This is a genomic window from Dermacoccus sp. CCH2-D9 (assembly GCF_001556795.1).
Classification (GTDB): Bacteria; Actinomycetota; Actinomycetes; order Actinomycetales; family Dermatophilaceae; genus Dermacoccus; species Dermacoccus nishinomiyaensis.
The window spans coordinates 46824-68764 of record NZ_LSJT01000009.1; the positions used below are offsets into that span (position 1 = coordinate 46824).

Consider the following 21941-nt stretch of genomic DNA (forward strand, 5'->3'; position numbering starts at 1 on the left):
CCGTCCACGTCATTCTCCCTTGCGGCGTGGGCTGATGGTCATCTCGCCCCCGACGCGTCGAACCTCAACGCTACCCGGGACGTCGATCGGCCCCTGCCCCGACCAGGCGACGAGCAGCCGTTCGACGTCGAACAGGTGCCCGCTCGACAGTTCGGCGTCGCGGGCGCCGTGCAGGACGAGGAGGCGGCGCAGCGCGCGGATGCGCAGCGCCGGGTCGAGCCCGGCCAGCGCTACGACGCTCCACGTCGCTGGCCAGGCGCGCGAGTCATCGGTGCCCGCGGAGCGCGCGAGCGCCTCGTCGGTGAGGCGGTCGAGCAGGTCGGCGTCGCGGCCGGCGGCCGCTGCCGTGCGGAACAGGCTGCGGCGCAGTGTCGGTGCCGCGAGTTCACGTTCGAGTGCCGCGAGGGTGTGGCGCGCGCGCACCCGGCTGAAGGCCGGGTCGTCGTTGTGCGGGTCGTGCCATGGTTCGAGGCCGAGCGCTTCGCAGGCGAGCTCGGTGTCGACGCGCCGCACCGGCCCACCTGGCACGATCTCGGGGCCGAGCAGGAACGGTCGCAGCAGGCGCGCACGGTCGGCGCGCATGCCGGCGAGCGCTCGGGTGCCGCTGCCGCGCATGAGGCCGAGCAGCACCTGTTCGGCCTGGTCGTCGGCCGTGTGCGCGAGTACGGCGCGCGCCGCGCCCACTGCGTCCGCGACGTCGAACAGCGCTCGACGACGGGCCGCGCGGGCGGCCGCTTCGAGCCCTTCCGGCGCGTCGGCGTCGACGATGACGGCGACGGTGCGCACGTCGTCGTCCGCGAAGCCGAGCTGGTCGACGCAGGCGCGGCGCGCGCGTTCGGCGACGTCCGCCGAGCCCGCCTGCAGCCCGTGGTCGACGATGACGACGTCGACCGCGACGCCCTGCTTCGGCGCCTCGAACGCGAGGGCCGCGGCGAGCGCCATGGAGTCGGCTCCCCCGCTGACGCCGGCGACGACGCGCCGCTCACCCGCGGCATCACTCGAGAACGTGCGCTGCAGCGCGGTGCGGACGGCGAGGCGCGTCAGAGCGACGCTGGGGTGCGGGCCACTCATCGGAACAGCGACCCGTGGATGCGTTCGACCCACAGCTGAGGGCGCTGGATCTCGGCGGGCGTCGGCAGGTTCTCGGGGGCGGCCCAGACGGCGTTGAAACCGTCGATTCCCACCTTTTCCTGCACGCCGCGCACGAACGCTGCGCCGTCACGGTACTGGCGCATCTTGGCCTCGAGGCCCATGAGGCGTCGCAGCAGCTTGTCGATGTTGCCGAGACCGGCGCGGCGGTCGCCGAAGCGGGCGCGGATCGTCTCGACGCTCGGCACGATCTGCGGGCCTACGTCGTCCATGACGACGTCGGCGTGGCCTTCGAGCAGGGACATGACGGCGGCGAGGTCGGCCATGCGCGTGCGTTGTTCGGGGGTGGCGAAGATGTCGCTCAGCCCCATCGAGCCCTCCTTGAACGCCTCGGGCACACGTTTGGCGATCTCGCCGACGCGCGTCGCCATCTCCTCGGGCGTCGGCGCCATGTCGACGAGCAGGTCTCGGGCGGCGCTGACGACGTGCTCGCGTAGCCAGGGCACGGCGGTGAACTGCACGCGGTGCGCCTCTTCGTGCAGGCACACCCAGAGGCGGAAGTCGTGCGGGTCGACGTCGAGTTCGCGTTCGACCTGGACGATGTTGGGCGCCACGAGCAGCAGCGACGGCGTGCCGCCGGGTGCGATGTCGTACTGACCGAGCACCTTGCTCGACATGAACGCCATGAGCCCGCCGATCTCTCCCCCGCTCACCTTGGCGGTGATGGCGCGCGCGACCGGCCCGGCGGCGCGTTTGGCGGTGATCTTGTCGACGACGGGCGCGATCATGCCGTCGAGGGAGGCGATGTTGACGTCGACCCACGCGCTGCGGTCGACGACGCGCACCGCGCCGATGTCGTCGGGCGTGACGAGCTGCGCCGTCTGCGCGACTGGATCGTGGGCGCGGCAGGCGGCGTCACGCAGTTCGGCGACGGCGTCGCTCGCTTCGGCGGCACTGAGGCGCGGGCCGCCGCGATGCAGTTTCTTGCCCGTCGTCGCGGCGAAACGCCAGTCGATGTAGCTCGGTTCACCCATGCTGCTCACGCTACCGCGCGGCGCTGACAGCCCCTTGACGGTCGCGAATCGCCCGGCGTCGAGTCCGAGAGCCCACGACGGGGCGGCACGCTCAGACCTCCGTCGTCTTGACGGGGCGGGCGCCGAGTTCGGCTTCGAGACGGAGCAGGCCGGGACCGTCGCCGTCGATGAACTTCAGACGCCCGACGATCTGCGAGACGGTGGCTTCTTCCTCGATCTGCTCGAACGGGAACCAGCTGAGCAGCGGACGGGAGTCGAGGTCGCCGATGTGAGCCCGCCACCTCGACGGACTCCATCGCGTGACGCCCAAAACGGTTCGCGCACCGAGGTCAGTCGACGGGCCAGCGGTAGGGCGTGAGATCCCGTAGAGAGGCGACGTCCGTCGCCGTCACGAGCACCTCTACGTCGAGGTTGTTCGGTGAGAGCTGTTGCACCGTGGCAGCAAGAACAGCGGCCAACGGCGAGCACGATCCCCGCCGAAGTCACTGTGAGCGTCAGGGTCGTCGCCTATGAGGCGAAGCACTGCTGCGCGGCTTGGCGACCGATGCCGAGGGCGGCGCCGATGATGGCCGAGGTGACCGGAGAGGCGCCCATGGTGGCGCTGGCGCCATCTCGTTCGGGCGACCCGTCGAGGTGCCGCCCCATCGGGTGCTACGTCGCCTCGTCAGCGTTGGCCGCGACCTACCGGAAGGACCGTCATGACGTCTGAACCCATGAGCGCGCAGCAGGAATACGACTTCTATGCCGACGCAGCCAACCAGCAGCCCCAAGGCGCGCCTCGTCGGCGGAAGGGAACGGCTGAGCACACCCGTTCCGGTCCGCTTCCCACCCGAGCTGCTCGAAGAGGTCAGGAGCGCCGCTCGAGCTGACGATCGGTCGGTCTCGGCTTGAATCCGCCGAGCCGCCGAGCCGTCGAGCACGAACTGCGCCGAAGCGCCTGAGCGGTGCGTCCGTTCTGGCAGCCTGAATCCACGGTCAACATGAGCGGCGACGCGACAGCCGGCGATTCGACAACGCATGCTGCCGAGCGTCAGCACGTGCTGAGTTCAGGGCAGCTTCGTCAACTCGGTGACGAGGTGATCAACGGCCGTCTTGGCGCCGATGGCGCCGTCGGAGAACGTGCCGTTCGTCGTCACCGCGAACACAAGGGGGTGGCCGCTCTTCGTCGTCGCCAGGCCCGCCAGCGATGACGCGTCAGGCAACGACCCGGTCTTCGCCCGCACGAGACCGGCGCCGTCCTGCGACTCGGCGCGCATGTATCGATCGTGCAGGGTGCCGTTCCACGCCGAGACCGGCAACCGCTCGATGACGCGCGCATACGTCGCATCCTTGCCCGTCGATGCGCGCGTCAGCACGTCGCCGAGCACCCGCACCGGCAGCGTCGTGCCCGACGACAAACCGCTCGTGTCGACGAGCTTGACGCCGCTGACGTCGACGCCCTCACGCTTGAGCACCGACGTCACCCACGTGCCCCCCGCGGCCGAATCGCCGTGCACGCCGTCGAGCGCCGCAGCCTGACGGGCGAGGGACTCAACCATCGAGTTGTCCGAATCCTGCAAGGCGAGCCCGAGCAGGTCGAGCACCGGCGCCGACGTCACCGACCCGAGCTGCTGCCCCGCCGCCGGCTTCGTCACGTTCTTGCCGTACGTCGCCGTGATACCGCGCTTGCCGAGCTCCTTGACGAATGCCTGCGCGGCGTCCTTCGTCGGGTCGGCGACGGCCGGGGTGCGGTTGTCGGCGCGCTCGGAGGCGAGCGCCAAGGTCGTGATGCGCGCCGTGAAACCGTAGCCGAACAGCGCGTCCTCCCACCCCTTCGCCTTGTTCGGCCCGGGCGCGTAGGAGGTGTTCGTGTCGACGGTGACCTTCGTGACGCCCTGCTTCTTCAGCGCCGCCGCGCTCTGCGCCGCGAGGTCGCCGAGGCCGGCGCGACCGGCGACCTTCGTCGCATCGCCCGTCCCCTCGGCGAGGGTCATGTCACCGCCGGCGACGAGCTCGACGGTGCTGCCCTCGAGCGTCGCCCGCGTCGTCAGCCCCTTGTCGAGGTCGAGTTTGCTGTGGGCAATCGCGAAGGCACTCGCGAGCTTCGTCACCGACGCCGGCGTCGTCGCCTTGCTCGAATCGTGTTCGTAGAGAACGGTTCCCGTCGACGCATCGCGTACCGTCACCGCCGTCGGCGAACCGAACCAGGGGTTCTTAAGCGACGCCTCGACCGACTTCTTCACCTCGTTCGCGCTCGGCGCGGCTCCGACGCTCGCCGACGGCAACGGCGCCGACGCGGCCTTCTGCAACGGCTCATACGTCTTGCCCTCGACCGTCACGGCCTTGGGGGTGTTCGTCGGCGCGAGCGTCAGGACGCCCGGCACCACGTCGTAGGCATCGAGGGCGCCGTACCCCGCGAGCGCCGCCACGAGCGCACCGCTGACGGCCCACGTCCGCTTCTTCATCGGGGCACCACCTTCATCGTCCTGCTGCCGCGCCATCGCACGTCGATGACGAGTTTTTCATCCGCGCCCCGGTACGGAACACTAAGGAACGACCATTACACCAGCTATCCGGAGGGCACGAACCATGGAGTTCGACGTCACCATCGAGATCCCGCGCGGCACACGCAACAAGTACGAGGTCGACCACGAGACGGGCCGCATCCGCCTCGACCGCATCCTGTTCACCGCGATGCACTACCCGGCCGACTACGGCTACATCGAGGACACCCTCGGTGAGGACGGCGACCCGCTGGACGCGCTGCTGCTCATCGACGAGCCGACGTTCCCCGGCTGCGTCGTGCGCGCCCGCGCCATCGGTGTCTTCCGCATGGTCGACGAGGCCGGCGGCGACGACAAGATCCTGTGCATCCCCGCGGGCGACCCGCGTCAGGACCACGTGACGGACATCAAGGACGTCTCCGACTTCACGCTCAAGGAGATGTCGCACTTCTTCGAGACGTACAAGGCGCTCGAGCCGGGCAAGTCCGTCGAAGAGGGTTCGCACTGGGTCGACGCCGCGGCCGCGCAGAAGACCGTCGAGGAAGCGCTCGAGCGCGCCAAGGCCGAGGGCATGACGACGGCGCGCTGGGCGATGCCGGGCCACGACGCGCACGAGACCGAGCGCTCCATCGACAAGGCACCCGGCGACTCCCAGGCCGAGAAGCCGACGAAGTGACCCACCCCTGAGCGTCACGCTCAGCGACGCCGCAGCCCCCGTCCGAGTTCGGACGGGGGCTGCGGCGCGTTCTGGCTGTTGGGCAGGGTTGACGATGCGAGATGAGATCCGACGTGGTTTCGGCAGCGTCAACCAACCTGCGCGAATGTGGACGTAGATGGCGAAGGTGGACGCCGTTCGCCGATGTGGACATGAATCGCAGGGGCGCAGGCGGGTCTGCGCCCCTGCGGGGGCACGAGAGTGCTGCGTCACCGGAACGCCTTCAATTGCTGCTGCGGCGGTCAATACCCCGTCTATCGTTGGCACATGAACCAGGGGGCGAGGAACCACGGCATGCGGAAGGCCGCGACAGTGCTCGCGGTGGCCATGACGTTGAGCGCGGCGGCATGCTCATCGAACGACGACGGATCGAAGAGCAGCGGGTCGTCAGGCGCCGGGTCGTCCAACGCGTCAGGGGCCAGCGGTTCTCAGGGCGCCTCGGGCGCGTCGTCGGCGCAACCCGGCTCGTCGAACGCGCCGGGTCTCGCGGCCGGCAAGAGCATCGACATCGGTGGTTCGGGCGACATCCTCGTCCACGTGCCCGTGCGCGACGACGCCGCGCACAATGCGGCGGCGAAGGGCGCGAAGGGCTACGACTTCGACCCGATGTTCGCCAACGTCACCAAGCCGATCAGCGCGCTCGATCTCGCGATCTGCCACATGGAGACGCCGCTGACGACGACGAACACGAACCTTTCCATCCCCGCGACGCTCAGCTTCAATGTCCCGCACGAGGTCGCCGGATCGTTGAAGCGTGCCGGGTTCGACGGCTGTGACCGCGTCGGCAACCACGTCATCGACCGCGGCATCCAGGGCGTCGGCGAGACGAAGAAATCGCTCGACGACGCGGGTCTGAAGAACCAGGGCCCGACGCCGACGCCGAGCACCGGCCAGAGCGCCGTGATGTACGACGTCAAGGGCGTCAAGGTCGCGCAGCTCGCGTACTCGTACACGACCGGAAACGCGGACGCCTCGAACACCGTCGTGCCGCCCGAATGGCCCTGGCTCAAGTATTGGTAGTTCCCCGTCGTCAAGGCCGAGGGCATCCTGGCCGACGCGAAGAAGGCGAAGGCTGCGGGCGCGGACGTCGTCGTCCTCAGCATGCACTGGGGCAAGGAGTACAGCATCCCGGCCTCCACCGAGCAACGCGAACTCGCAGCGAAACTGCTCGCGAGCGACGACGTCGACACGATCCTCGGCACGCATGTCCACGTGCCGCAGTCGTGCGAGAAGATCAACGGCAAGTACGTCGTCTACGGCATGGGCAACTTCCTGAGCAACCAGGGTCCGAGCGTCAATTCGAGCCTCAAACCGTCGACGCAGGACGGCATGATCGTCGACGTGAAGCTGACGAAGGGTGACGACGGCAAGGTGACGCAGCAGCTCACCTACCAGCCGACGCACGTCAACCTCGCCGGGCACGTCATCGGACTCGCGACGCCGACGAAGAACGCCGACGCCTACGGCCGTGTCAAGGCTGCGATGACGCAGCTTGGCAGCAAGTGCGACGCCACCCCCGCGAGCTGACTCGACGTGTCGCCCAGCTGAGCGAGCGCTCCACTCTCACTTGTAGAGGTTGAGCCCCCCGGCGTCCATGTGCACGGTGAGGTGGTCGTCGAGGACGGGGCGCAGTTCCGAGGTCGGCGCGGAGTACAACTCGAGCGAGTCGACGATCACCCCGTCGGGGCTGTTGACGACGATCCCCGGAACGCAGGTGTAGATGTTGTCGTGATCGCTCGCGTTGCTCGCGTCGATGCGGACACTCGTGCCGGCGCCGTTGTCGATCGACATGGACACCTGGTAGCGGCGAAACGACCCCGTGCCGTTCGATTGCGCCGAGTACACGACGGGCAGCACCGCCACGACCTTCGGGTTGAGACGGATCTCGATCGTCTCACTCGTCATCGGCGCAGGCGGGCTCTGCTTCTTGCGGCCGAACAGTCCCCCACCGGTGCGTGCCGTCCGTGCTCGTCCGACGTCGCCGAGATGCGTGACGGCGCCGTCCGAGGAGCGCTGCGTGGCATGGGGCTGCTCCTTGGTCCCGAACGTCGCGACCGTCTCGTCGTGGCCGTCGGCGTAGCGCACGAGAGCGAAGACGTCGTAGTCGGTGGCGGCCGGCCACTCGATGCGAGCCGTGATGACGGGCGACTTCTCGATCGAGACACGCTGCCCCTTCGTCAGGCTGATCGCCCCCGTGCGCTTGCCGAGATCGACCGGGCCGCTCGACGGCGGCGTCGGCGCAGCAACAGGAGGCGCAGCAACAGGAGGCGTGGCGGGGAGCGGTCCAGCTGTCGAGGCGGCCGCGAGGGGCGTCTGAGGCGTGTCGTTCTCGACGCTCACGCCGTGCTCGCGCAGGAGCGCGGGCAGCCCGCCGTCCCATCCTGCGGAGACGTTGCGCACCTTCCAGGCGCCGCCTCGCAGGTAGATCTCGACGAGCACCGCCGCGCGCTCGCTCGTGAATCCGGTTGCGGTGACGGCGTATCGCTCACCGTGCGTGTCGATCGTGACGGCGAGCTGCGGGGACGAGGCGAGCGAGCCCGGCGCCGCGTCGTCCATCGCGACGGCGACCGCGAGACGTTCGGTCTGCGGCGGGAGTGCGGACAGGTCGACGGTGATGTCACCACCATCGAGACGCACCGCGCCCTCGGGTGAGCGGGGCTGGTTGTAGAAGACGAAGTCGTCGTCGGTGCGCACGACCCCGTCTGCGGTCAGTTGCAGCACCATGAGGTCGACCGTGCCCGGCTGGGTGCCGACGACCGTGATGGCGAGGCCGGTGCCGCCGAGGGGCGCGTTGGCTCCCTTGCTCAACTCGTTCATTCCGCCACCCTGGCACAGGCTCGCGACGGCGGAGGGGCTTACGCGCGGGTAGCACCTCGGTGTTCGGCCGCCCCGGCGCGCTCGGTGCGGCGGCGGGAGACGCCCGCGCGCAGGTGCGCGTAGTCGTCGTCGGCGAGGACGACGTCGTGGGTGCGGCGGCGGTAGTGCCACATCATCGCCAGGCCCAGTGCCCACACGAGGTACTGCACACTCATCGCCTTGCGGAACGCCTCGACGTCGTACGTCGCCGGGCCGCCGGGGGCGACGTGGTCGAGCACGAGGCCGATGAGGACGATGCACGTCACGGACGCGACGTAGCCGCCGACGTTGACGATGCCGTTGGCGCTGCCGATGCGTGCGGCGGGGTTGAACGAGCGGGCGACGTCGAAGCCGACCATCGAGCCTGGTCCGCCGAACGCCATTGCGATGCACAGGAGCACGAGCAACCACAACGGTGCACGGCCGGGCCACAGCAGCACGATCGTCCACAGCGTGATGACGGTGAGAACGACGGCGAACACGGCGACGGAGCGTCGGTGCGGGAAGCGGGCGGTGAACGTGCCCATGAGTGGGCTCGTGACGATGATCGTCACGACCATGATGCTGAGCAGCGTGCTGGCGGCACCCTCGGACAGGCCCTGCCCCTTCGTCAGGAACGGGAAACCCCACAGCAGCATGAACACATTCATCGAGAACTGCGCGGTGAAGTGCGCCCACAGGCCGAGCTTCGTGCCGGGCTCGCGCCACACCTGCGCGAGTGTCTGCCCGACGGCGCGCAGGCGGATCGAGTCGCGGCGCTCGTCGTGCGTCGGCGAGTCGATGACGACGAACCACATGACGACGCCGAGGACGACGCCGAACGCCGCCGCGCCGAGGTACGTCGTGCGCCACCCCAGGCTGTGCAGGCTGACGGCGAGTGGGCCTGCCGCGAGGAGTGAGCCGAGCTGGCCGGCGAACCCGGTGATCTGCGTGACCATCGGCGCGCGTCGCACCGGAAACCACAACGCCGCGATGCGCAGGACGCACACGAAGATCATCGCGTCGCCCATGCCGACGAGGACGCGCGCGCCGATGCCCTGCGCGAACGTCGACGCGAACGCGAACCACGCCTGCCCGAGCGTCATCGTCAGCGTTCCGGCGGCCAGCAGCTTCTTCGAACCGAACTGGTCGAGCATCGCGCCGACGGGCACCTGCATGACGGCGTAGACGAGCAACTGCACCATCGCGAACGTCGCGAGTTGTCCGCTCGAGATCCCGAAGCGCTGCGCCGCGAGGATGCCCGCGACGCCGAGCGACGTGCGGTGGAACACGGCGAGGACGTAGACGCTCACCGCCGCGGCCCAGATCGCCCAGGCGCGTCGCCCACCGAGCGGGGCGACAAGTTTCGAGGTGGGCGTGTCAACGGGCGCGGCGGTGTGGGACGTCATGGTGACGCCAGTTTAGTTCGGTTCTCGATGTTGCCCGGCGTCGCTTCTACGCATGCGAGCGACCCCGCCGCAGCCACGATGCTCTGAGCGGGCCCCGGCGGCAACGCTTTTCGCGCACCTCCCACCTCGCACCGTCGGCACGGCTGGACCCGCTGCGTGAACATCGCCAACTGCTGTCGGCGCCCGCCTCTACTCTGACGAATGTGACGAACGAGCAGCACCCCACTCCCGCGACCACCGACTCGGTGACCACCGACTCAGCGACCACCCACTCGACGAGCGGCGCCGACGCCGTCGAGACGCCCGCGCAGCGTCGCGCCGCCATGATCGCGGTGACGGTGCTGCCGATCGCCGTCGTCATCGCCGGGTTGTGGGGGTACAACAGCCCGTCGACGTTCACGTCACACGCGTCGTGGGTGCCGTACCTGCTCGGCGTCGTCATGTTCACGATGGGGCTGACGCTGACGCCGCGCGATTTCGCCGCCGTCCTGCGCCGCCCGTGGGCCGTGCTCATCGGGCTGGCCGCGCACTACGTCATCATGCCGGGAGCGGGCTGGATCATCGCGCACGCACTCAACCTCTCCCCCGAGCTCGCCGTCGGGCTCATTCTCGTCGGCTGCGCGCCGAGCGGGACGGCGTCGAACGTCATGACGTTCCTGTCGAAGGGAGACGTCGCCCTCGGCGTCTCCGTCGCGACGGTCTCGACGCTCGCCGCTCCCGTCGTCACACCCCTGCTGACGGCGTTCCTCGCCGGGTCGTACCTGCACGTCGATGCGGGGTCGATGATGGTCGACATCGTCAAGACGGTGCTCGTGCCGATCGTGCTCGGCGTCGTCGTCAGGCTCATCATCCGTGACAAGGGCGTACGCGCCATCGCGCCCGCGCTGCCGTGGATCAGCGCGTTCGTCATCGCGTGGATCGTCGCGATCGTCGTGGCCGGCAGCGCCGGAAAGCTCGCGAAGGTCGGCGGCATCGTCTTCCTCGCCGTCGTGCTGCACAACGGTTTCGGGCTGCTGCTCGGCTACATCGCGGCCCGGTTCGCCGGGCTCGACGTGAAGGCGCGCCGCGCGCTCGCGTTCGAGGTCGGCATGCAGAACTCCGGCCTCGCCGCGACGCTGGCCAAGGTGCACTTCTCGCCGCTGGCCGCGCTGCCGTCGGCAGTGTTCTCGGTGTGGCACAACGTCTCGGGCGCCATCCTCGCGGCGTGGTTCGAGCGCCAGCCGGTCGGCGAACGCGAGCCGTCACGGGGCTGACACCGTCAGCCCGCGGGCGTGTCGGGCAAGTGCGTCCAACCGTCTCTGTTCGTGCGTGCAAGCGCGCGACCACGGAGTTCGGCCGCCGTCAGGAGTGGTCGTGCCCCAACGTCTTCGCGGCTTTGTCGGCGCGGCTCTTCACGCGGGCGAGCAGCCCGACGACGCCTGCCTCGAGGCAGGCATTGATGAAGACGAGGAACTGGTTGAAGTAGGCGTTGAGCAGATTGACGCCGCCGAGCATGAGCAACAGCGCCGCGATGCCCCAGCGGGCGCCGTCGGCGAGGCTGCTGCTGTCGTCACCGAGTCGTTTCACCGCTCGCCAGGCGAAGAACGCGGCGACGGTGCCGATGAGCGCGGCGACGCTCGCGGCCGTCCACGCGACCTTGCCCGGGTGGTCGCCGAGGAGACTGTTGTGGCCGCTGACGGCGTCCGGGCCGTAGGCCTGCCACAGCGAGTAGACGAACACGCCCGGACCGGCGAAGACACCGACGACAGCGAGCACGCCCAGCGCGAGACGGCTCAGCTTGCGCTGACGGCTCGGCGGCAGCAGCCGCTCCTCGACCGCGTCGAGACGCTCCATCATCCGCCCGACGCGACGCTCGTCATCGGGGACGGCCTGGCTTCGCGCCACGTCGAGAGCCTGCGCCAGCCCCTCGGCGATGGCGCGCTCCTGCCCCGTCGGCTCGTCGCGCCTGACGGCGTCGAGGTGACCCTCGATCGTCTCGACCTGGCTGCGCGTGAGCGGCCCGTCAGCCGCCGGTTTCATGAGTTCGAGCGCGGCGTAGAGGTGATTGCGAGCGTGGGGCGGCCGTTGCGAGCCCACCCGCATCGCGGCCACCCCGAGCGCCGCGAGAATCGCGTAGCACAGGGGCGCGGCGAGAGGGAAGAAGTAGTCGTTGTCCTTCGTGATGAACTTGCCGATCTCGTCGACGAACAACCCGATGCCGATGCCACCCGCGATCGAGGCGAACGCCGTCGCCCACCGATTGGCCAGGGACAGCACGACCGTCAACGCGATCATGAGCAGCAACCCACCCCACACGGCGTGTGCGATGTGGAAGATCTCGCCGCCAACCTGCGGGTAACCCGTCGCGAGCAGGTAGCCGCGCGTCACGAGGATCGTGATGACGGCGGCAACACTCATCCAGCCGACAGCGGTGCCCGCGCCCGCCTTCGTCACAGGGCTACGCGTCGGTTTCGTCGGCGGACTGGGCATGCCTTCACTCTGTCACGCGCGATCTCGCGGTGAAGCGTGACCCCTGAACCGCCGATACTGACGGCCGGCCGCCGCCGCAGCGTCGACTCGCGACACTTGTCATGGCGCGGTCGTGACGTCCGCCCGAGGCCCGCTCCGCCCACCGCGACGAGGCTGGAGGCATGAACAACGCAGCCATCACCCTCACCGGCGTGACGAAGACCTTCCCCGGCAAGCACGGGCGCGTCGAGGCCGTCCGTGGGGTCGACCTCGAGATCGCGCCCGGCGAGGTCGTCGCGTTCCTCGGCCCCAACGGCGCGGGCAAGACGACGACGATCGACATGATCCTCGGCCTGAGCGAACCGACGACGGGCAACGTCACCGTCTTCGGCATGACGCCGCACGCGGCCGTCGCGCGTGGCCTCGTCGCCGCCGTCATGCAGACCGGCGGACTGCTCAAGGATCTGACGGTGCGCGAGAGCGTCGAGTACGTCGCCGCCTTGTTCCCCGACGCCCGGCCCGTCGACGACGTCCTCGCCACCGCCGGCATCACCGACCTCGCCGACCGGCGCCTCGGCAAGTGCTCCGGGGGCGAACAGCAGCGCGTGCGGTTCGCGATGGCGCTCGTGCCCGACCCCGCGCTCATCGTGCTCGACGAACCGACGACAGGCATGGACGTCAACGCCCGCCGGGCCTTCTGGGAGGCCATCCATGCCGACGCCGCGCGCGGCCGAACGATCCTGTTCGCCACCCACTACCTCGAGGAGGCCGACGCGTGGGCCGACCGCGTCGTCGTCATGCGGGACGGCGAGATCGTCGCCGACGGCTCGAGCAGCGACATCCGCGCAGCGGGCGGTGGCCGACGCGTGAGCGCGACCTGGCCCGACGCGGACATCGCCCTCGTCGAGGCGATCGAGGGCGTCTCGGGCGTCGACGTCCACGGCGACCAGATCGTCGTCCACACGAGTGACAGCGACGCCGTCGCACGCGAACTCCTCACGCGCACAACGGCGCACAGCCTCGACATCACCTCGCGCGGCATCGAGGACGCCTTCGTCGAGCTGACCTCGCCGTCCGAAGCGCGCGCCACCGTGTCCCGCTGACGGCCTTTCCCCCTCACCCCTTCGGGTTCTCACCCTCTCTCGCGCTTCCTCACTTCACCTCTCGCTCCCCATCCCGACCACGTCGGCACCCTGTTCTCTGCGTGCAGATGCACCCGGGTGCATTTGCACGCAGAGGACGAGCGCCCCTCTCGAAAGCAGGTCTGCCATGTCCACCACGACGAGCACCTTCACCCCGCGTCTCGACGGCGCGCCCCTCGACCCGTCGGAGCGTCGAGCGCCGCGAGGCAGCGGCCTCAACGCCCGCGTCATGGGCCTGGAGCTGAGGCGGGTGCTGCGCAACAGGCGCAGCTTGATCTTCACGCTCATCTTCCCCATCGCGATGTTCTTCTTCGTCGCGAGTTCGATCTCCGAGGGCGATCAGGTGATCGGCAACGGTGTGGTCGCGAACGTCAACGCTTATCTCATGGTGAACATGGCGCTGTACGGCGCGATCATGGCGGCCACCAGCGCCGGCGCGAGCGTCTCGATCGAGCGCGCGGCGGGGTGGTCCCGGCAGTTGCGCCTGACGCCTCTGCAACCGGTCGCGTACATCGTCATAAAGATGATCGCCGCGATCGTCATGGCGCTCATCGCCGTCAGCGTGACGTTCGCGGCCGGTCTCGGTTCGGGCAAGGCGCACGCCGACGTGCTGTCGTGGCTCGAGGCGGGCGCCGTCATCATCGCGGGTTCGCTCGTGTTCGCGGCGCTCGGGTTGCTGCTCGGATACCTGCTGCCGAGTGATTCCGTCATGCAGATGCTCGGTGGGCTCATGGCCATCATGTCGATGCTCGGCGGCATCTTCTTCCCGATCAAGGACGGCTCGACGTTCGATCACTTCGCCCAGTTCACGCCGATGTACGGCATCGGCAAGCTCGCCCAGTGGCCGCTGTCGCTCACGACGTCGGGCGGTCACGGCAGCTTCCACCTCGTGTGGGCGCTCAACCTCGTCGCGTGGGGCCTGCTGTTCATCGGTGGCGCCGCCTGGAGCTTCCGTCGCGACACGGCGCGCGTGTGAGCAACGCGTACCCCGACGCCCGGTGCCGGATCGAGACTCTGCCGGCCAGCACGGCGGCGTGCACGATCCGCCACCAGGCCCGTGCGACCCGGATAGGTTGGGCCACGTGAGCCCGCGACGACCCGCCCTGGCCTGGCCTCGAGAGCAGGCCCGCACCCGCAACGTCGGCGCCCGGCGCGCGCGCACCCGCGGCATGCTCGCCTGGTTCTGGGTCGTGTTCTGGCTGATCTTCCTCGTGCAACCCGTCACGGAGAACATCGCCGACGGCGGCCGCCGCACCGCCGGCGCCCTGCTGCTGCTTGCGGGCGCGGCCGTCTATGTCCCCGTCATCGCGGCGACGATGCGTCGGCTCTGGAGCGGCACCCCGCGCACCCGCTCGACGCAGGCCGTCGTCGCGACGTCGGCGCTCGTCGTCGCCGCCTGCATGCTGAGCGCAGCGCCCCTCATCGGCCAGGACGCCTTCGCACTGTTGCCGTATTCGCTCGTCATCTTCATGCTCGGGATGACGCCGCTGCTCGGCGCGGCGCTCGCGCTCAGCGTCGTCACGGCGACGGCGTCGCTCAGCCACGCGCTCACCGGTTCGTCGCTGCAGCCGGGCCTGCTGTTCGCGGCCGTGGCGTCGGGGCTGGCCTCCGGGCTCGGCGCGTTCTCGGCCGAACGCACACGCGACGCGGAAGCGGCCCGCGAGGATGCAGCGCTGCTGCGCGTGCAGGACGAGCGCAACCGGATGGCGCGCGATCTGCACGACATCCTCGGTCATTCGCTCACCGTCATCACGATGAAGGCGGAGCTCGCGGGCAAGCTCGTCGACGTCGATCCCGAGAAGGCGAAGACGCAGATCGCGGAGCTCGAGCAGCTGGCGCGCGGGGCATTGGCCGACGTGCGCACGACCGTCTCGGGGTATCGCGAGATGTCGCTGTCGGGCGAACTCGCCCGGGCGAGAAGGGCATTCGCCGACGCCAGTATCGCCGTCGACCTGCCCCGCCACGTCGACGACGTCTCCCCCGACCTGCGTGAACTGTTCGCCTGGGCCGTGCGCGAGGCGACGACGAACGTCATCCGCCACGCGGGCGCCTCGCACGTGACGATCGCTCTCTCCCCGACGCGTCTGAGTGTGCGCGACGACGGTCGTGGCGCTGCTGCGAACGCCGGCGACGGTAACGGGCTCACGGGTCTGCGCGAACGCGCCGCGGCCGTCGGTGCCGTCGTCGAGACGCGCAGCGACGACGGGTTCACGCTGGACGTGTTGACGCGTGATGCGCCGGCCTCGGGCACCGACGACGGCGCAGCTGCCGGGCGACGGGGCGTCGAGTGAGGCGCGCCTACGCAGGTGGATTCGCCCTGCGGGGAACGACGACGAAAGGCCGACCATGACGATCCGACTTCTCATCGCTGACGATCAGGCGATGGTGCGTGGCGCGCTCGCGGCACTGCTCGATCTGGAGAGCGACCTCGAGGTCGTCGCCGAGGTCGGGCGGGGTGACGAGGTGCTCGACGCGTGCCGCGAGCACGCGCCGGACGTCGTCCTCATGGACGTCGAGATGCCCGGCATGGACGGCCTCGAGGCGAGCGCCGCGCTGCGTCAGGCGCTGCCCGCGGTGAAGATCCTCATCGTCACGACGTTCGGTCGGCCCGGCTTCCTGCGGCGCGCGATGCAGGCGGGGGTGCAGGGGTTCGTCGTCAAGGACACCCCGGCGACGCAACTCGCCGACGCCGTGCGCCGCGTCCACGCGGGCCTGCGTGTCGTCGACCCGCAGCTCGCCGCCGACAGTCTCGTGTTCGGCGAATCACCGCTGACGGCACGCGAACTCGACGTCCTGCGCGCCGCCGCAGCCGGCGGCACCGTGGCCGATATCGCCCGCGCCGTGTTCCTGTCGGAGGGCACGGTGCGCAACCACCTGTCGTCAGCCATCGGCAAGACGAGCGGACGCACCCGCGCCGATGCCGTGCGCATCGCGCAGGAGAACGGGTGGCTGTGAACGTGACCCACTTCACACGTACCACGCAGTAACCGGGCTCGCATTTGGCAATGTCGTCCCATGACGACCACCGCCTCCAACCTCTCCCCCACCGAGGCCTACCGCGCCGCGCGCGACTCACTCCTCGAGCTGCGCGGACGCCATGACGACGCTGTGGCGACGTTCACGTGGCCCGATGTCGGCGACCGCTTCAACTGGGCGATCGACTGGTTCGACGCCGTCGCGCGCGGCAACCACCGCACAGCCATCGTCATCGTCGAGGAGGACAGTTCGTCGCTCGAGGTGACGTACGACGAGATGGCGCGCCGCTCCGACGCCACGTGGCTCGCAGAGCAGGGCGTGAAGCGCGGTGACCCTGTCGTCCTCATGCTCGGCAACCAGATCGAACTGTGGGATCTCATGCTCGCCGTCATGAAGCTCGGCGCGATCATCATGCCGACGACGACGGCCGTCGGGCCCGCCGATCTGCGCGACCGCATCGCGCGCGGCGGGGTGCGGCACGTCGTCGCCAACGCGGGCGACGTCGACAAGTTCTCGGGCGTGCCGGGCGAGTACACGCGGCTCAGCGTCGGCGCGGCGGACGGGTGGTCCGACCTGCACGGGGCGTATCGCCGCGTCGGCGACGTCCCGCCCACCGAGCACCCGGGCACCGCGCCGGGCGATCCGCTGCTGTACTACTTCACCTCCGGCACGACGAGTCGCCCCAAGCTCGTCGAGCACACGCAGGCCTCCTACCCGATCGGTCACCTGTCGACGATGTACTGGCTCGGTCTGCGCCCCGGTGACGTCCACCTCAACATCTCGAGCCCGGGATGGGCGAAGCACGCATGGTCGTGCTTCTTCGCGCCGTGGATCGCCGAGGCGACGATCTTCGTCTACAACTACACGCGCTTCTCCCCCGCCGCCCTGCTGCAGCAACTGCGCGCCCGCGAGGTGACCACGTTCTGTGCGCCGCCGACGGTGTGGCGCATGCTCATCAACGCCGACCTGACCGGTGGGCGCGGCGCGCTGCGCGAACTGATCGGCGCGGGTGAACCGCTCAATCCGGAGGTCATCACGCAGATCGAACGGGCGTGGGGCCTGACGATCCGCGACGGCTACGGCCAGACGGAGATGACGGCCGCCGTCGGCAACACGCCCGGCTCGGCGGTGAAGCCCGGGTCGATGGGACGCCCGCTGCCGGGCGTGCCCGTCGTCATCGTCGACCCGCTGAGCGGCGAACGGCTCGACGGCGCCGGTGAGGGCGAGATCTGCCTCGACCTCGCCGCCCACCCCCTGCCACTCATGACGGGTTACCTCGGCGACGAGGCCCGCAACACCGACGCGATGGCGGGCGGTTTCTACCACACGGGCGACGTCGCCGCGATCGACGACGAGGGGTACATCAGCTACATCGGGCGCACCGACGACGTGTTCAAGGCGAGCGACTACAAGATCAGCCCGTTCGAGCTGGAGTCGGTGCTCATCGAGCACCCTGCCGTCGCCGAAGCGGCGATCGTGCCCGCCCCCGACGCCGTGCGACTCGCCGTCCCGAAGGCGTATCTCGTTCTCGTCGAAGGCGGTTCGCCGGACGCGGCGACCGCCGAGAGCATCTTCGCCTTCGCCCGCGAGCGCCTCGCGCCGTGGCAGCGCGTGCGCCGACTCGAGTTCGCCGAACTGCCCAAGACGATCTCGGGCAAGATCCGCCGCGTCGAACTCCGCGGCCGCGAGAACGACCTCGCCCGCGACGACGTGCGCCCGGACGGCGAGTTCCGCGACGACGACTTCGAGCACTGACCTGCGACGCCGGCGCGGCGCTCGCCGCGGTGCCGGTGCTTGTCGTGGGCGGGCCGTATCGTCGGCCGGGCCCGGGCACGCGAAAGGCCCCCGAATCTTCGGGGGCCTTTCTTCGGAGCCGCTTGTCGGAATCGAACCGACGACCTTCTCATTACGAGTGAGACGCTCTGGCCGACTGAGCTAAAGCGGCAACCGCTGATCGGATATCTCCGGCAGCGAGGCAAAACTTTACACGAGCGGCGCGGGGGGCGCCAATCCCGCCCGCTCGCTGCCCCAGGGGGCACCAACCCCAGCAGCCGCGGCGCCTCCCCATGGTTGGGCGCCTACGGCGGCTCGGTGCGCCCGGCGTAGGACGCGCCGTCAGCCCGATTCAGCAGGTGGTCTTCTTCGCAGGATCGGAGCCGTCGACGAGGTAGTGGTCGACGGCATCGTCGACGCACTGGGAACCGCGCCCGTAGGCGGTGTGGCCGTCACCGTCGTAGCTGATGAAACGGCTGTTCTGCAGTTCACCGGCGAGGCGTTCGCTCCACTCGTACGGCGTCGCGGGGTCACGGGTCGTGCCGAGGACGACGATCGGCGCCGACCCGGCCGCCTTCACCTCGTGCGGTCTGCCCGTGGTCTTGACCGGCCAGTCGGCGCACACCGCGCCGGCCCACGCCATCTGCCTGCCCCACGTCGGCGCCTTTTTCGAGAACGCCTCCGCGTCCTTCTCGTACTCGGCCACGCCGCCGGTCGGCGCCGGGCGGTCGAGGCACGTCACGGCGTTGAGCACCTGCATCATGTTGCTCTGGTACGTGCCGTCGTCGTTGCGCTCGGCGTAGCTCTTGCCCGCGTTGAGCAGCTGCGTGCCGTCACCACCGAGTGCGCTGCGCAGCGCCTGCGTCAGCTCACCCCACTTCGCCTGGTCGTAGAGCGACGCGGCGATTCCGTTGATCGCCCAGCCCTCCGTCAGGGTGCTGAGGCGTTTGTCGCCGCTCGCCTTGATGGGTTTGGCGTCGAGGCCGGCGAGCCAGGTCTGCAGCTTCTTCTTCGCGGACGCGGCATCGGACCCGAGCGGGCACTTGCCGCCCGAGACGCAATCGGCGAGGTAGGCGTCGAGCGCCTTCTCGAAGCCGGTCGCCTGCCCCTCGTTGATCTGCTGCATCGTCAGATCGGGCGGCAGGACGCCGTCGAGCACCATGCGCCCGACGTTCTTGGCGAACAGGTCGGCGTACGTCGCGCCGAGCATCGTGCCGTACGACTTGCCGAGGAAGTTCAACTTCTGCTCGCCGAGAGCCGCACGCAGGACGTCCATGTCCTTCGCGACCTCCTCGGTGCTGACGTGGCCGAGCAGCGGGCCGGCGTTCTTCTTGCACGCGTCGGCGAGCTTCTTGTCGCCGGCCAGCAGCGCGTTCTGCTCGCTCTTGTCGTCGGGTGAGGGGTCGGAACCCATGAACTGATCGAGCGTCGCGTCGTCGACGCACGTGATCGCGGCCGAACGCTGCACACCGCGCGGGTCGAACCCGACAATGTCGTAGCTGTCGCGCACCGACCTGCTGACGATCTGGTCGGCCGCCGCGGCATAGTCGACGCCCGAGCCACCGGGGCCGCCGGGGTTGACGACGAGTGAGCCTTTCTTCGTCCCCGTCGCCTTCAGGCGGTTGACGGCGACCTCGATGCTCGGGCCGCTCGGCTTCGCGTAGTCGATGGGCACGCGCAGCTTCGCGCACTCGCCATCGTCGCAGCTCTTCCAGTCGAGCTGCTGCGTGTAGAACGCACTGAGCGGACCGGTCGCGGCCGTTCCTGCGGCCGACGAGGCGGACGCAGCGCCGCCGCCCGATGAGTCCGACGACGCCGACGAGGTGGGAGACGACGTGCTGCACCCACCGACGGCGAGCATCGACGCAGCCGCGAGCGCGGCCACCTGCGTCAGGCGCGAGCGCGCGATGTTCTTCACGGGGCGACTCCTATCCGGCTGCCTCATGAGGGCAGTTCGAGCGAGATGCACATGGCTTCGAGGGCCAGCAGCGGGGGGACGTTGGCGGCGATGCGCTCACGCGCGGTGCTGATGGCGTCGAGCGCGAGCAGCAGCCCTTCGGGGGTGAACGCGCGCGCGAGCCGGCCGACGTCGTCGACGATGTCGGCGTTCACGAGCGGCACCGGATCGCCCCAGCGCACCACGAGCGCGTCGCGATACATCGAGGCGAGATCGACGAGGGCGCGGTCGATGACGTCACGACCGAAACGCGTCGCCCGCGTCTTCTGCTCCTTCTCGAGCTGGTTGATCGCCGAGCGCACGTGGGGCGGCTGCGTGCGCGCGCTCGGGTCGGCGCCGAGCTGCTCCATCAGCTTGGCCTTCTCGGCGGCGTTGCGCTCCCCCGACGATGCACCCGACTCGTCCTCGGCGATCGAGGCGAGATCAGCTGCCGCCTTCATGGCGTCGCCGAGCCCGCGGATACGCAGCGCGAGCAGGATCGTCTCGCGCCGCCGGATGCGCGCCCCCTCGTCACGCGCCAGGCGCCGCGCGATGCCGATGTGCGACTGCGCCGCGCGTGCCGCGTACGCCGCCATGGCGGGGTCGACGCCGTCGCGGCGCACGAGCAGTTCGGCGACGTCGTCGGGCGGCGGGATGCGCAGGCGGACGTGGCGTGAACGGCTGCGGATCGTCACGATGACGTCCTCGACGCTCGGCGCGCACAGCAGCCACACGGTGCGCGGGACGGGTTCTTCGAGCGCCTTGAGCAGCGCGTCGGCGGCGCGTTCGGTGAGACGGTCGGCGTCCTCGATGACGATGACGCGCCAGCGCCCGACCGTCGGCGACGACTGCGCCTGCAACGCCAGATCGCGCGCTTCGCGCACCTGGATCGTGAGGCCGCTCGTCGAGACGATCTGCACGTCGGCGTGGGAGCCGTCGATCGTCGTCCGGCACTCGCGACACTCCCCGCACCCGCCCTGCGGGCACTCGAGCGCGGCAGCGAACGAGCGAGCCGCGTTGGAACGGCCCGAGCCGGGCGGGCCGGTGATGAGCCACGCATGCGTCATGCGACGGGCGTCGCCGACGGCCTCGCTCAACGTGCGCACCGCCTCCTGTTGACCGACGAGATCACGCCATACGCCCTCGCCGACGCCCGGCACCCGGCGGGTCGTCGCGACGTCACTCATGAGGGGCCGCCTGATGCGCGCGTCGTGCCGCTCTTGAGGAGCTGTTCGAGTCGTGTGCGGACGGCGGCGGTGAGGTCGTCGCGCGAGCGACCCGCGTCGAGGACGAGGTAGCGCGCCTCGTCGCGCGCGGCGAGGCAGAGGAAGTGCTCGCGCACGCGGGTGTGGAAGTCGTCGGCCTCACGTTCGAGCCTGTCTTCGGCACCGCGCGCGCCGCGACGTTCGCGCGCGACCTCGGGCGAGACGTCGATGAGCACCGTGACGTCCGGCGTCAGCCCGCGCGTCGCCCAGCGTGAGATGGACTCGACGTCGTCGGCGGCCAGCGCACGACCGGCGCCCTGGTAGGCGATCGAGGAGTCGATGTAGCGATCCTGCAGCACTACCGCACCGCGCGCGAGGGCCGGTCGCACGAGCGTCTCGACGTGGTGCGCCCGGTCGGCGGCGTAGAGCAGGGCCTCGGCGCGCGACGCGACGTCGTCGCCATGGAGCAGGAGCCGCCTGATCTCCACGCCCAGCGGGGTACCGCCCGGTTCACGCGTGATGACGACCTCACGGCCCAGTTCACGCAGCCACGCAGCGGCACGCTCGATCTGCGTCGTCTTGCCCGCGCCGTCACCACCTTCGAACGTGACGAACAGCCCGTGCGCGGCAACGTCGGCCGCGACCTCGTCGCCGGCTGCGGTGCTGACACTTGGTGCGCCCTTGGTGTTGGCGTCGACATCTGCGACGGCGTCGGTCGTGGCGTCGCTGATGACGTCACTCGAGGCGCGCAGCGTTTCGACGTCGAGGCGCAGGTCGTCGGGCATGGCGCTCACCCTACCCAGTGCGTCCGACAACCCCGGAAACTCGCAGAAATCGCCTGCTGGGGAGCGTCGCTGGGCCACCGTACGGGGTCGCGACAAGCGCCGCCTGCCAGC

Annotated in this window: 16 protein-coding genes, 1 tRNA gene and 2 pseudogenes; 8 read left to right on the forward strand and 11 right to left on the reverse strand. The window is 69.9% G+C overall.

Translation table 11 applies throughout. The features are described 5' to 3' along the window. Positions 1-9 precede the first annotated feature (9 nt). From tilS to dacB, 4 genes and pseudogenes are all read right to left on the reverse strand, one after another. Entirely contained in the window at positions 10-1071 is a 1062-nt protein-coding gene (gene tilS, locus AX669_RS00940; RefSeq protein ID WP_062256018.1) for a tRNA lysidine(34) synthetase TilS, read from the reverse strand. Then, entirely contained in the window at positions 1068-2123 is a 1056-nt protein-coding gene (locus tag AX669_RS00945; RefSeq protein ID WP_062256020.1) for a zinc-dependent metalloprotease, read from the reverse strand. The genes tilS and AX669_RS00945 overlap by 4 nt, the downstream gene beginning before the upstream one ends. Positions 2124-2214: 91 nt before the next feature. Further along, positions 2215-2388, reverse strand: a pseudogene (locus AX669_RS00950) (ferritin); the annotation flags it as partial. A 781-nt stretch (positions 2389-3169) separates the two neighbouring features. Then, the gene (gene dacB, locus AX669_RS00955) at positions 3170-4567 is read right to left on the reverse strand and encodes a D-alanyl-D-alanine carboxypeptidase/D-alanyl-D-alanine-endopeptidase (protein ID WP_171969843.1); all 1398 of its coding nucleotides are present in this window, start codon (positions 4565-4567) and stop codon (positions 3170-3172) included. 124 nt (positions 4568-4691) lie between these two features. On the opposite strand from dacB, the gene AX669_RS00960 reads away from it, so the two are divergent. Both AX669_RS00960 and AX669_RS13735 read left to right on the forward strand, forming a co-directional pair. Then, the gene (locus tag AX669_RS00960) at positions 4692-5282 is read left to right on the forward strand and encodes an inorganic diphosphatase (protein ID WP_006943947.1); all 591 of its coding nucleotides are present in this window, start codon (positions 4692-4694) and stop codon (positions 5280-5282) included. Between the two features lie 366 nt (positions 5283-5648). Further along, a pseudogene (locus AX669_RS13735) lies at positions 5649-6848 on the forward strand (CapA family protein). A 36-nt stretch (positions 6849-6884) separates the two neighbouring features. On the opposite strand, the gene AX669_RS00975 reads toward AX669_RS13735, so the two are convergent. Together AX669_RS00975 and AX669_RS00980 are read right to left on the reverse strand one after the other, a co-directional pair. Continuing rightward, positions 6885-8138 (reverse strand): TerD family protein, encoded by a 1254-nt coding sequence (locus AX669_RS00975; protein ID WP_006944027.1) that lies wholly within the window; start codon positions 8136-8138, stop codon positions 6885-6887. A gap of 38 nt (positions 8139-8176) precedes the next feature. Next, positions 8177-9565 (reverse strand): nitrate/nitrite transporter, encoded by a 1389-nt coding sequence (locus tag AX669_RS00980; protein ID WP_062256028.1) that lies wholly within the window; start codon positions 9563-9565, stop codon positions 8177-8179. 323 nt (positions 9566-9888) lie between these two features. On the opposite strand from AX669_RS00980, the gene AX669_RS00985 reads away from it, so the two are divergent. Beyond that, positions 9889-10818: a bile acid:sodium symporter family protein gene (locus AX669_RS00985; RefSeq protein WP_231729360.1), complete on the forward strand. Its 930-nt coding sequence runs from the start codon at positions 9889-9891 to the stop codon at positions 10816-10818. Between the two features lie 88 nt (positions 10819-10906). Here the strand turns inward: AX669_RS00985 and AX669_RS00990 are convergent, their stop codons facing one another. Beyond that, entirely contained in the window at positions 10907-12034 is a 1128-nt protein-coding gene (locus AX669_RS00990) for a hypothetical protein (protein WP_131941703.1), read from the reverse strand. A 161-nt stretch (positions 12035-12195) separates the two neighbouring features. Here AX669_RS00990 and AX669_RS00995 point away from each other — a divergent pair, with 161 nt between their 5' ends. The 5 genes from AX669_RS00995 to AX669_RS01015 all read left to right on the forward strand — a co-directional run bounded on the left by AX669_RS00995 (position 12196) and on the right by AX669_RS01015 (position 17886). Beyond that, the gene (locus AX669_RS00995) at positions 12196-13116 is read left to right on the forward strand and encodes an ABC transporter ATP-binding protein (protein ID WP_062256031.1); all 921 of its coding nucleotides are present in this window, start codon (positions 12196-12198) and stop codon (positions 13114-13116) included. A gap of 166 nt (positions 13117-13282) precedes the next feature. Then, entirely contained in the window at positions 13283-14131 is an 849-nt protein-coding gene (locus AX669_RS01000; RefSeq protein ID WP_062256033.1) for an ABC transporter permease, read from the forward strand. A 106-nt stretch (positions 14132-14237) separates the two neighbouring features. After that, positions 14238-15446, forward strand: coding sequence for a sensor histidine kinase (locus AX669_RS01005; protein WP_006943976.1), 1209 nt, complete (start codon positions 14238-14240; stop codon positions 15444-15446). Between the two features lie 55 nt (positions 15447-15501). After that, positions 15502-16110 carry a response regulator transcription factor gene (locus AX669_RS01010; RefSeq protein WP_062256035.1) on the forward strand — a complete coding sequence of 203 codons (609 nt, stop codon included), beginning with the start codon at positions 15502-15504 and terminating at the stop codon, positions 16108-16110. Between the two features lie 60 nt (positions 16111-16170). Continuing rightward, positions 16171-17886 (forward strand): AMP-binding protein, encoded by a 1716-nt coding sequence (locus AX669_RS01015; protein WP_062256037.1) that lies wholly within the window; start codon positions 16171-16173, stop codon positions 17884-17886. A gap of 116 nt (positions 17887-18002) precedes the next feature. Here AX669_RS01015 and AX669_RS01020 read toward each other — a convergent pair. From AX669_RS01020 to tmk, 4 genes are all read right to left on the reverse strand, one after another. Beyond that, positions 18003-18076, reverse strand: a tRNA-Thr gene (locus tag AX669_RS01020). A gap of 180 nt (positions 18077-18256) precedes the next feature. Next, entirely contained in the window at positions 18257-19822 is a 1566-nt protein-coding gene (locus tag AX669_RS01025) for an alpha/beta hydrolase (RefSeq protein WP_062256039.1), read from the reverse strand. Positions 19823-19845: 23 nt separating this feature from the next. After that, positions 19846-21027, reverse strand: coding sequence for a DNA polymerase III subunit delta' (locus AX669_RS01030; RefSeq protein WP_062256042.1), 1182 nt, complete (start codon positions 21025-21027; stop codon positions 19846-19848). Continuing rightward, the gene (gene tmk, locus AX669_RS01035) at positions 21024-21830 is read right to left on the reverse strand and encodes a dTMP kinase (RefSeq protein WP_082740423.1); all 807 of its coding nucleotides are present in this window, start codon (positions 21828-21830) and stop codon (positions 21024-21026) included. The genes AX669_RS01030 and tmk overlap by 4 nt, the downstream gene beginning before the upstream one ends. Positions 21831-21941 lie beyond the last annotated feature (111 nt).

What these genes read in the sequence shown, in the direction of transcription:
- tilS (WP_062256018.1), bottom strand. Translation starts at nt 1,071, where the DNA reads ATGAGTGGCCCGCACCCCAGCGTCGCTCTGACGCGCCTCGCCGTCCGC.
- AX669_RS00945 (WP_062256020.1), bottom strand. Translation starts at nt 2,123, where the DNA reads ATGGGTGAACCGAGCTACATCGACTGGCGTTTCGCCGCGACGACGGGC.
- dacB (WP_171969843.1), bottom strand. Translation starts at nt 4,567, where the DNA reads ATGAAGAAGCGGACGTGGGCCGTCAGCGGTGCGCTCGTGGCGGCGCTC.
- AX669_RS00960 (WP_006943947.1), top strand. Translation starts at nt 4,692, where the DNA reads ATGGAGTTCGACGTCACCATCGAGATCCCGCGCGGCACACGCAACAAG.
- AX669_RS00975 (WP_006944027.1), bottom strand. Translation starts at nt 8,138, where the DNA reads ATGAACGAGTTGAGCAAGGGAGCCAACGCGCCCCTCGGCGGCACCGGC.
- AX669_RS00980 (WP_062256028.1), bottom strand. Translation starts at nt 9,565, where the DNA reads ATGACGTCCCACACCGCCGCGCCCGTTGACACGCCCACCTCGAAACTT.
- AX669_RS00985 (WP_231729360.1), top strand. Translation starts at nt 9,889, where the DNA reads ATGATCGCGGTGACGGTGCTGCCGATCGCCGTCGTCATCGCCGGGTTG.
- AX669_RS00990 (WP_131941703.1), bottom strand. Translation starts at nt 12,034, where the DNA reads ATGCCCAGTCCGCCGACGAAACCGACGCGTAGCCCTGTGACGAAGGCG.
- AX669_RS00995 (WP_062256031.1), top strand. Translation starts at nt 12,196, where the DNA reads ATGAACAACGCAGCCATCACCCTCACCGGCGTGACGAAGACCTTCCCC.
- AX669_RS01000 (WP_062256033.1), top strand. Translation starts at nt 13,283, where the DNA reads ATGTCCACCACGACGAGCACCTTCACCCCGCGTCTCGACGGCGCGCCC.
- AX669_RS01010 (WP_062256035.1), top strand. Translation starts at nt 15,502, where the DNA reads ATGACGATCCGACTTCTCATCGCTGACGATCAGGCGATGGTGCGTGGC.
- AX669_RS01015 (WP_062256037.1), top strand. Translation starts at nt 16,171, where the DNA reads ATGACGACCACCGCCTCCAACCTCTCCCCCACCGAGGCCTACCGCGCC.
- AX669_RS01030 (WP_062256042.1), bottom strand. Translation starts at nt 21,027, where the DNA reads ATGAGTGACGTCGCGACGACCCGCCGGGTGCCGGGCGTCGGCGAGGGC.
- tmk (WP_082740423.1), bottom strand. Translation starts at nt 21,830, where the DNA reads ATGCCCGACGACCTGCGCCTCGACGTCGAAACGCTGCGCGCCTCGAGT.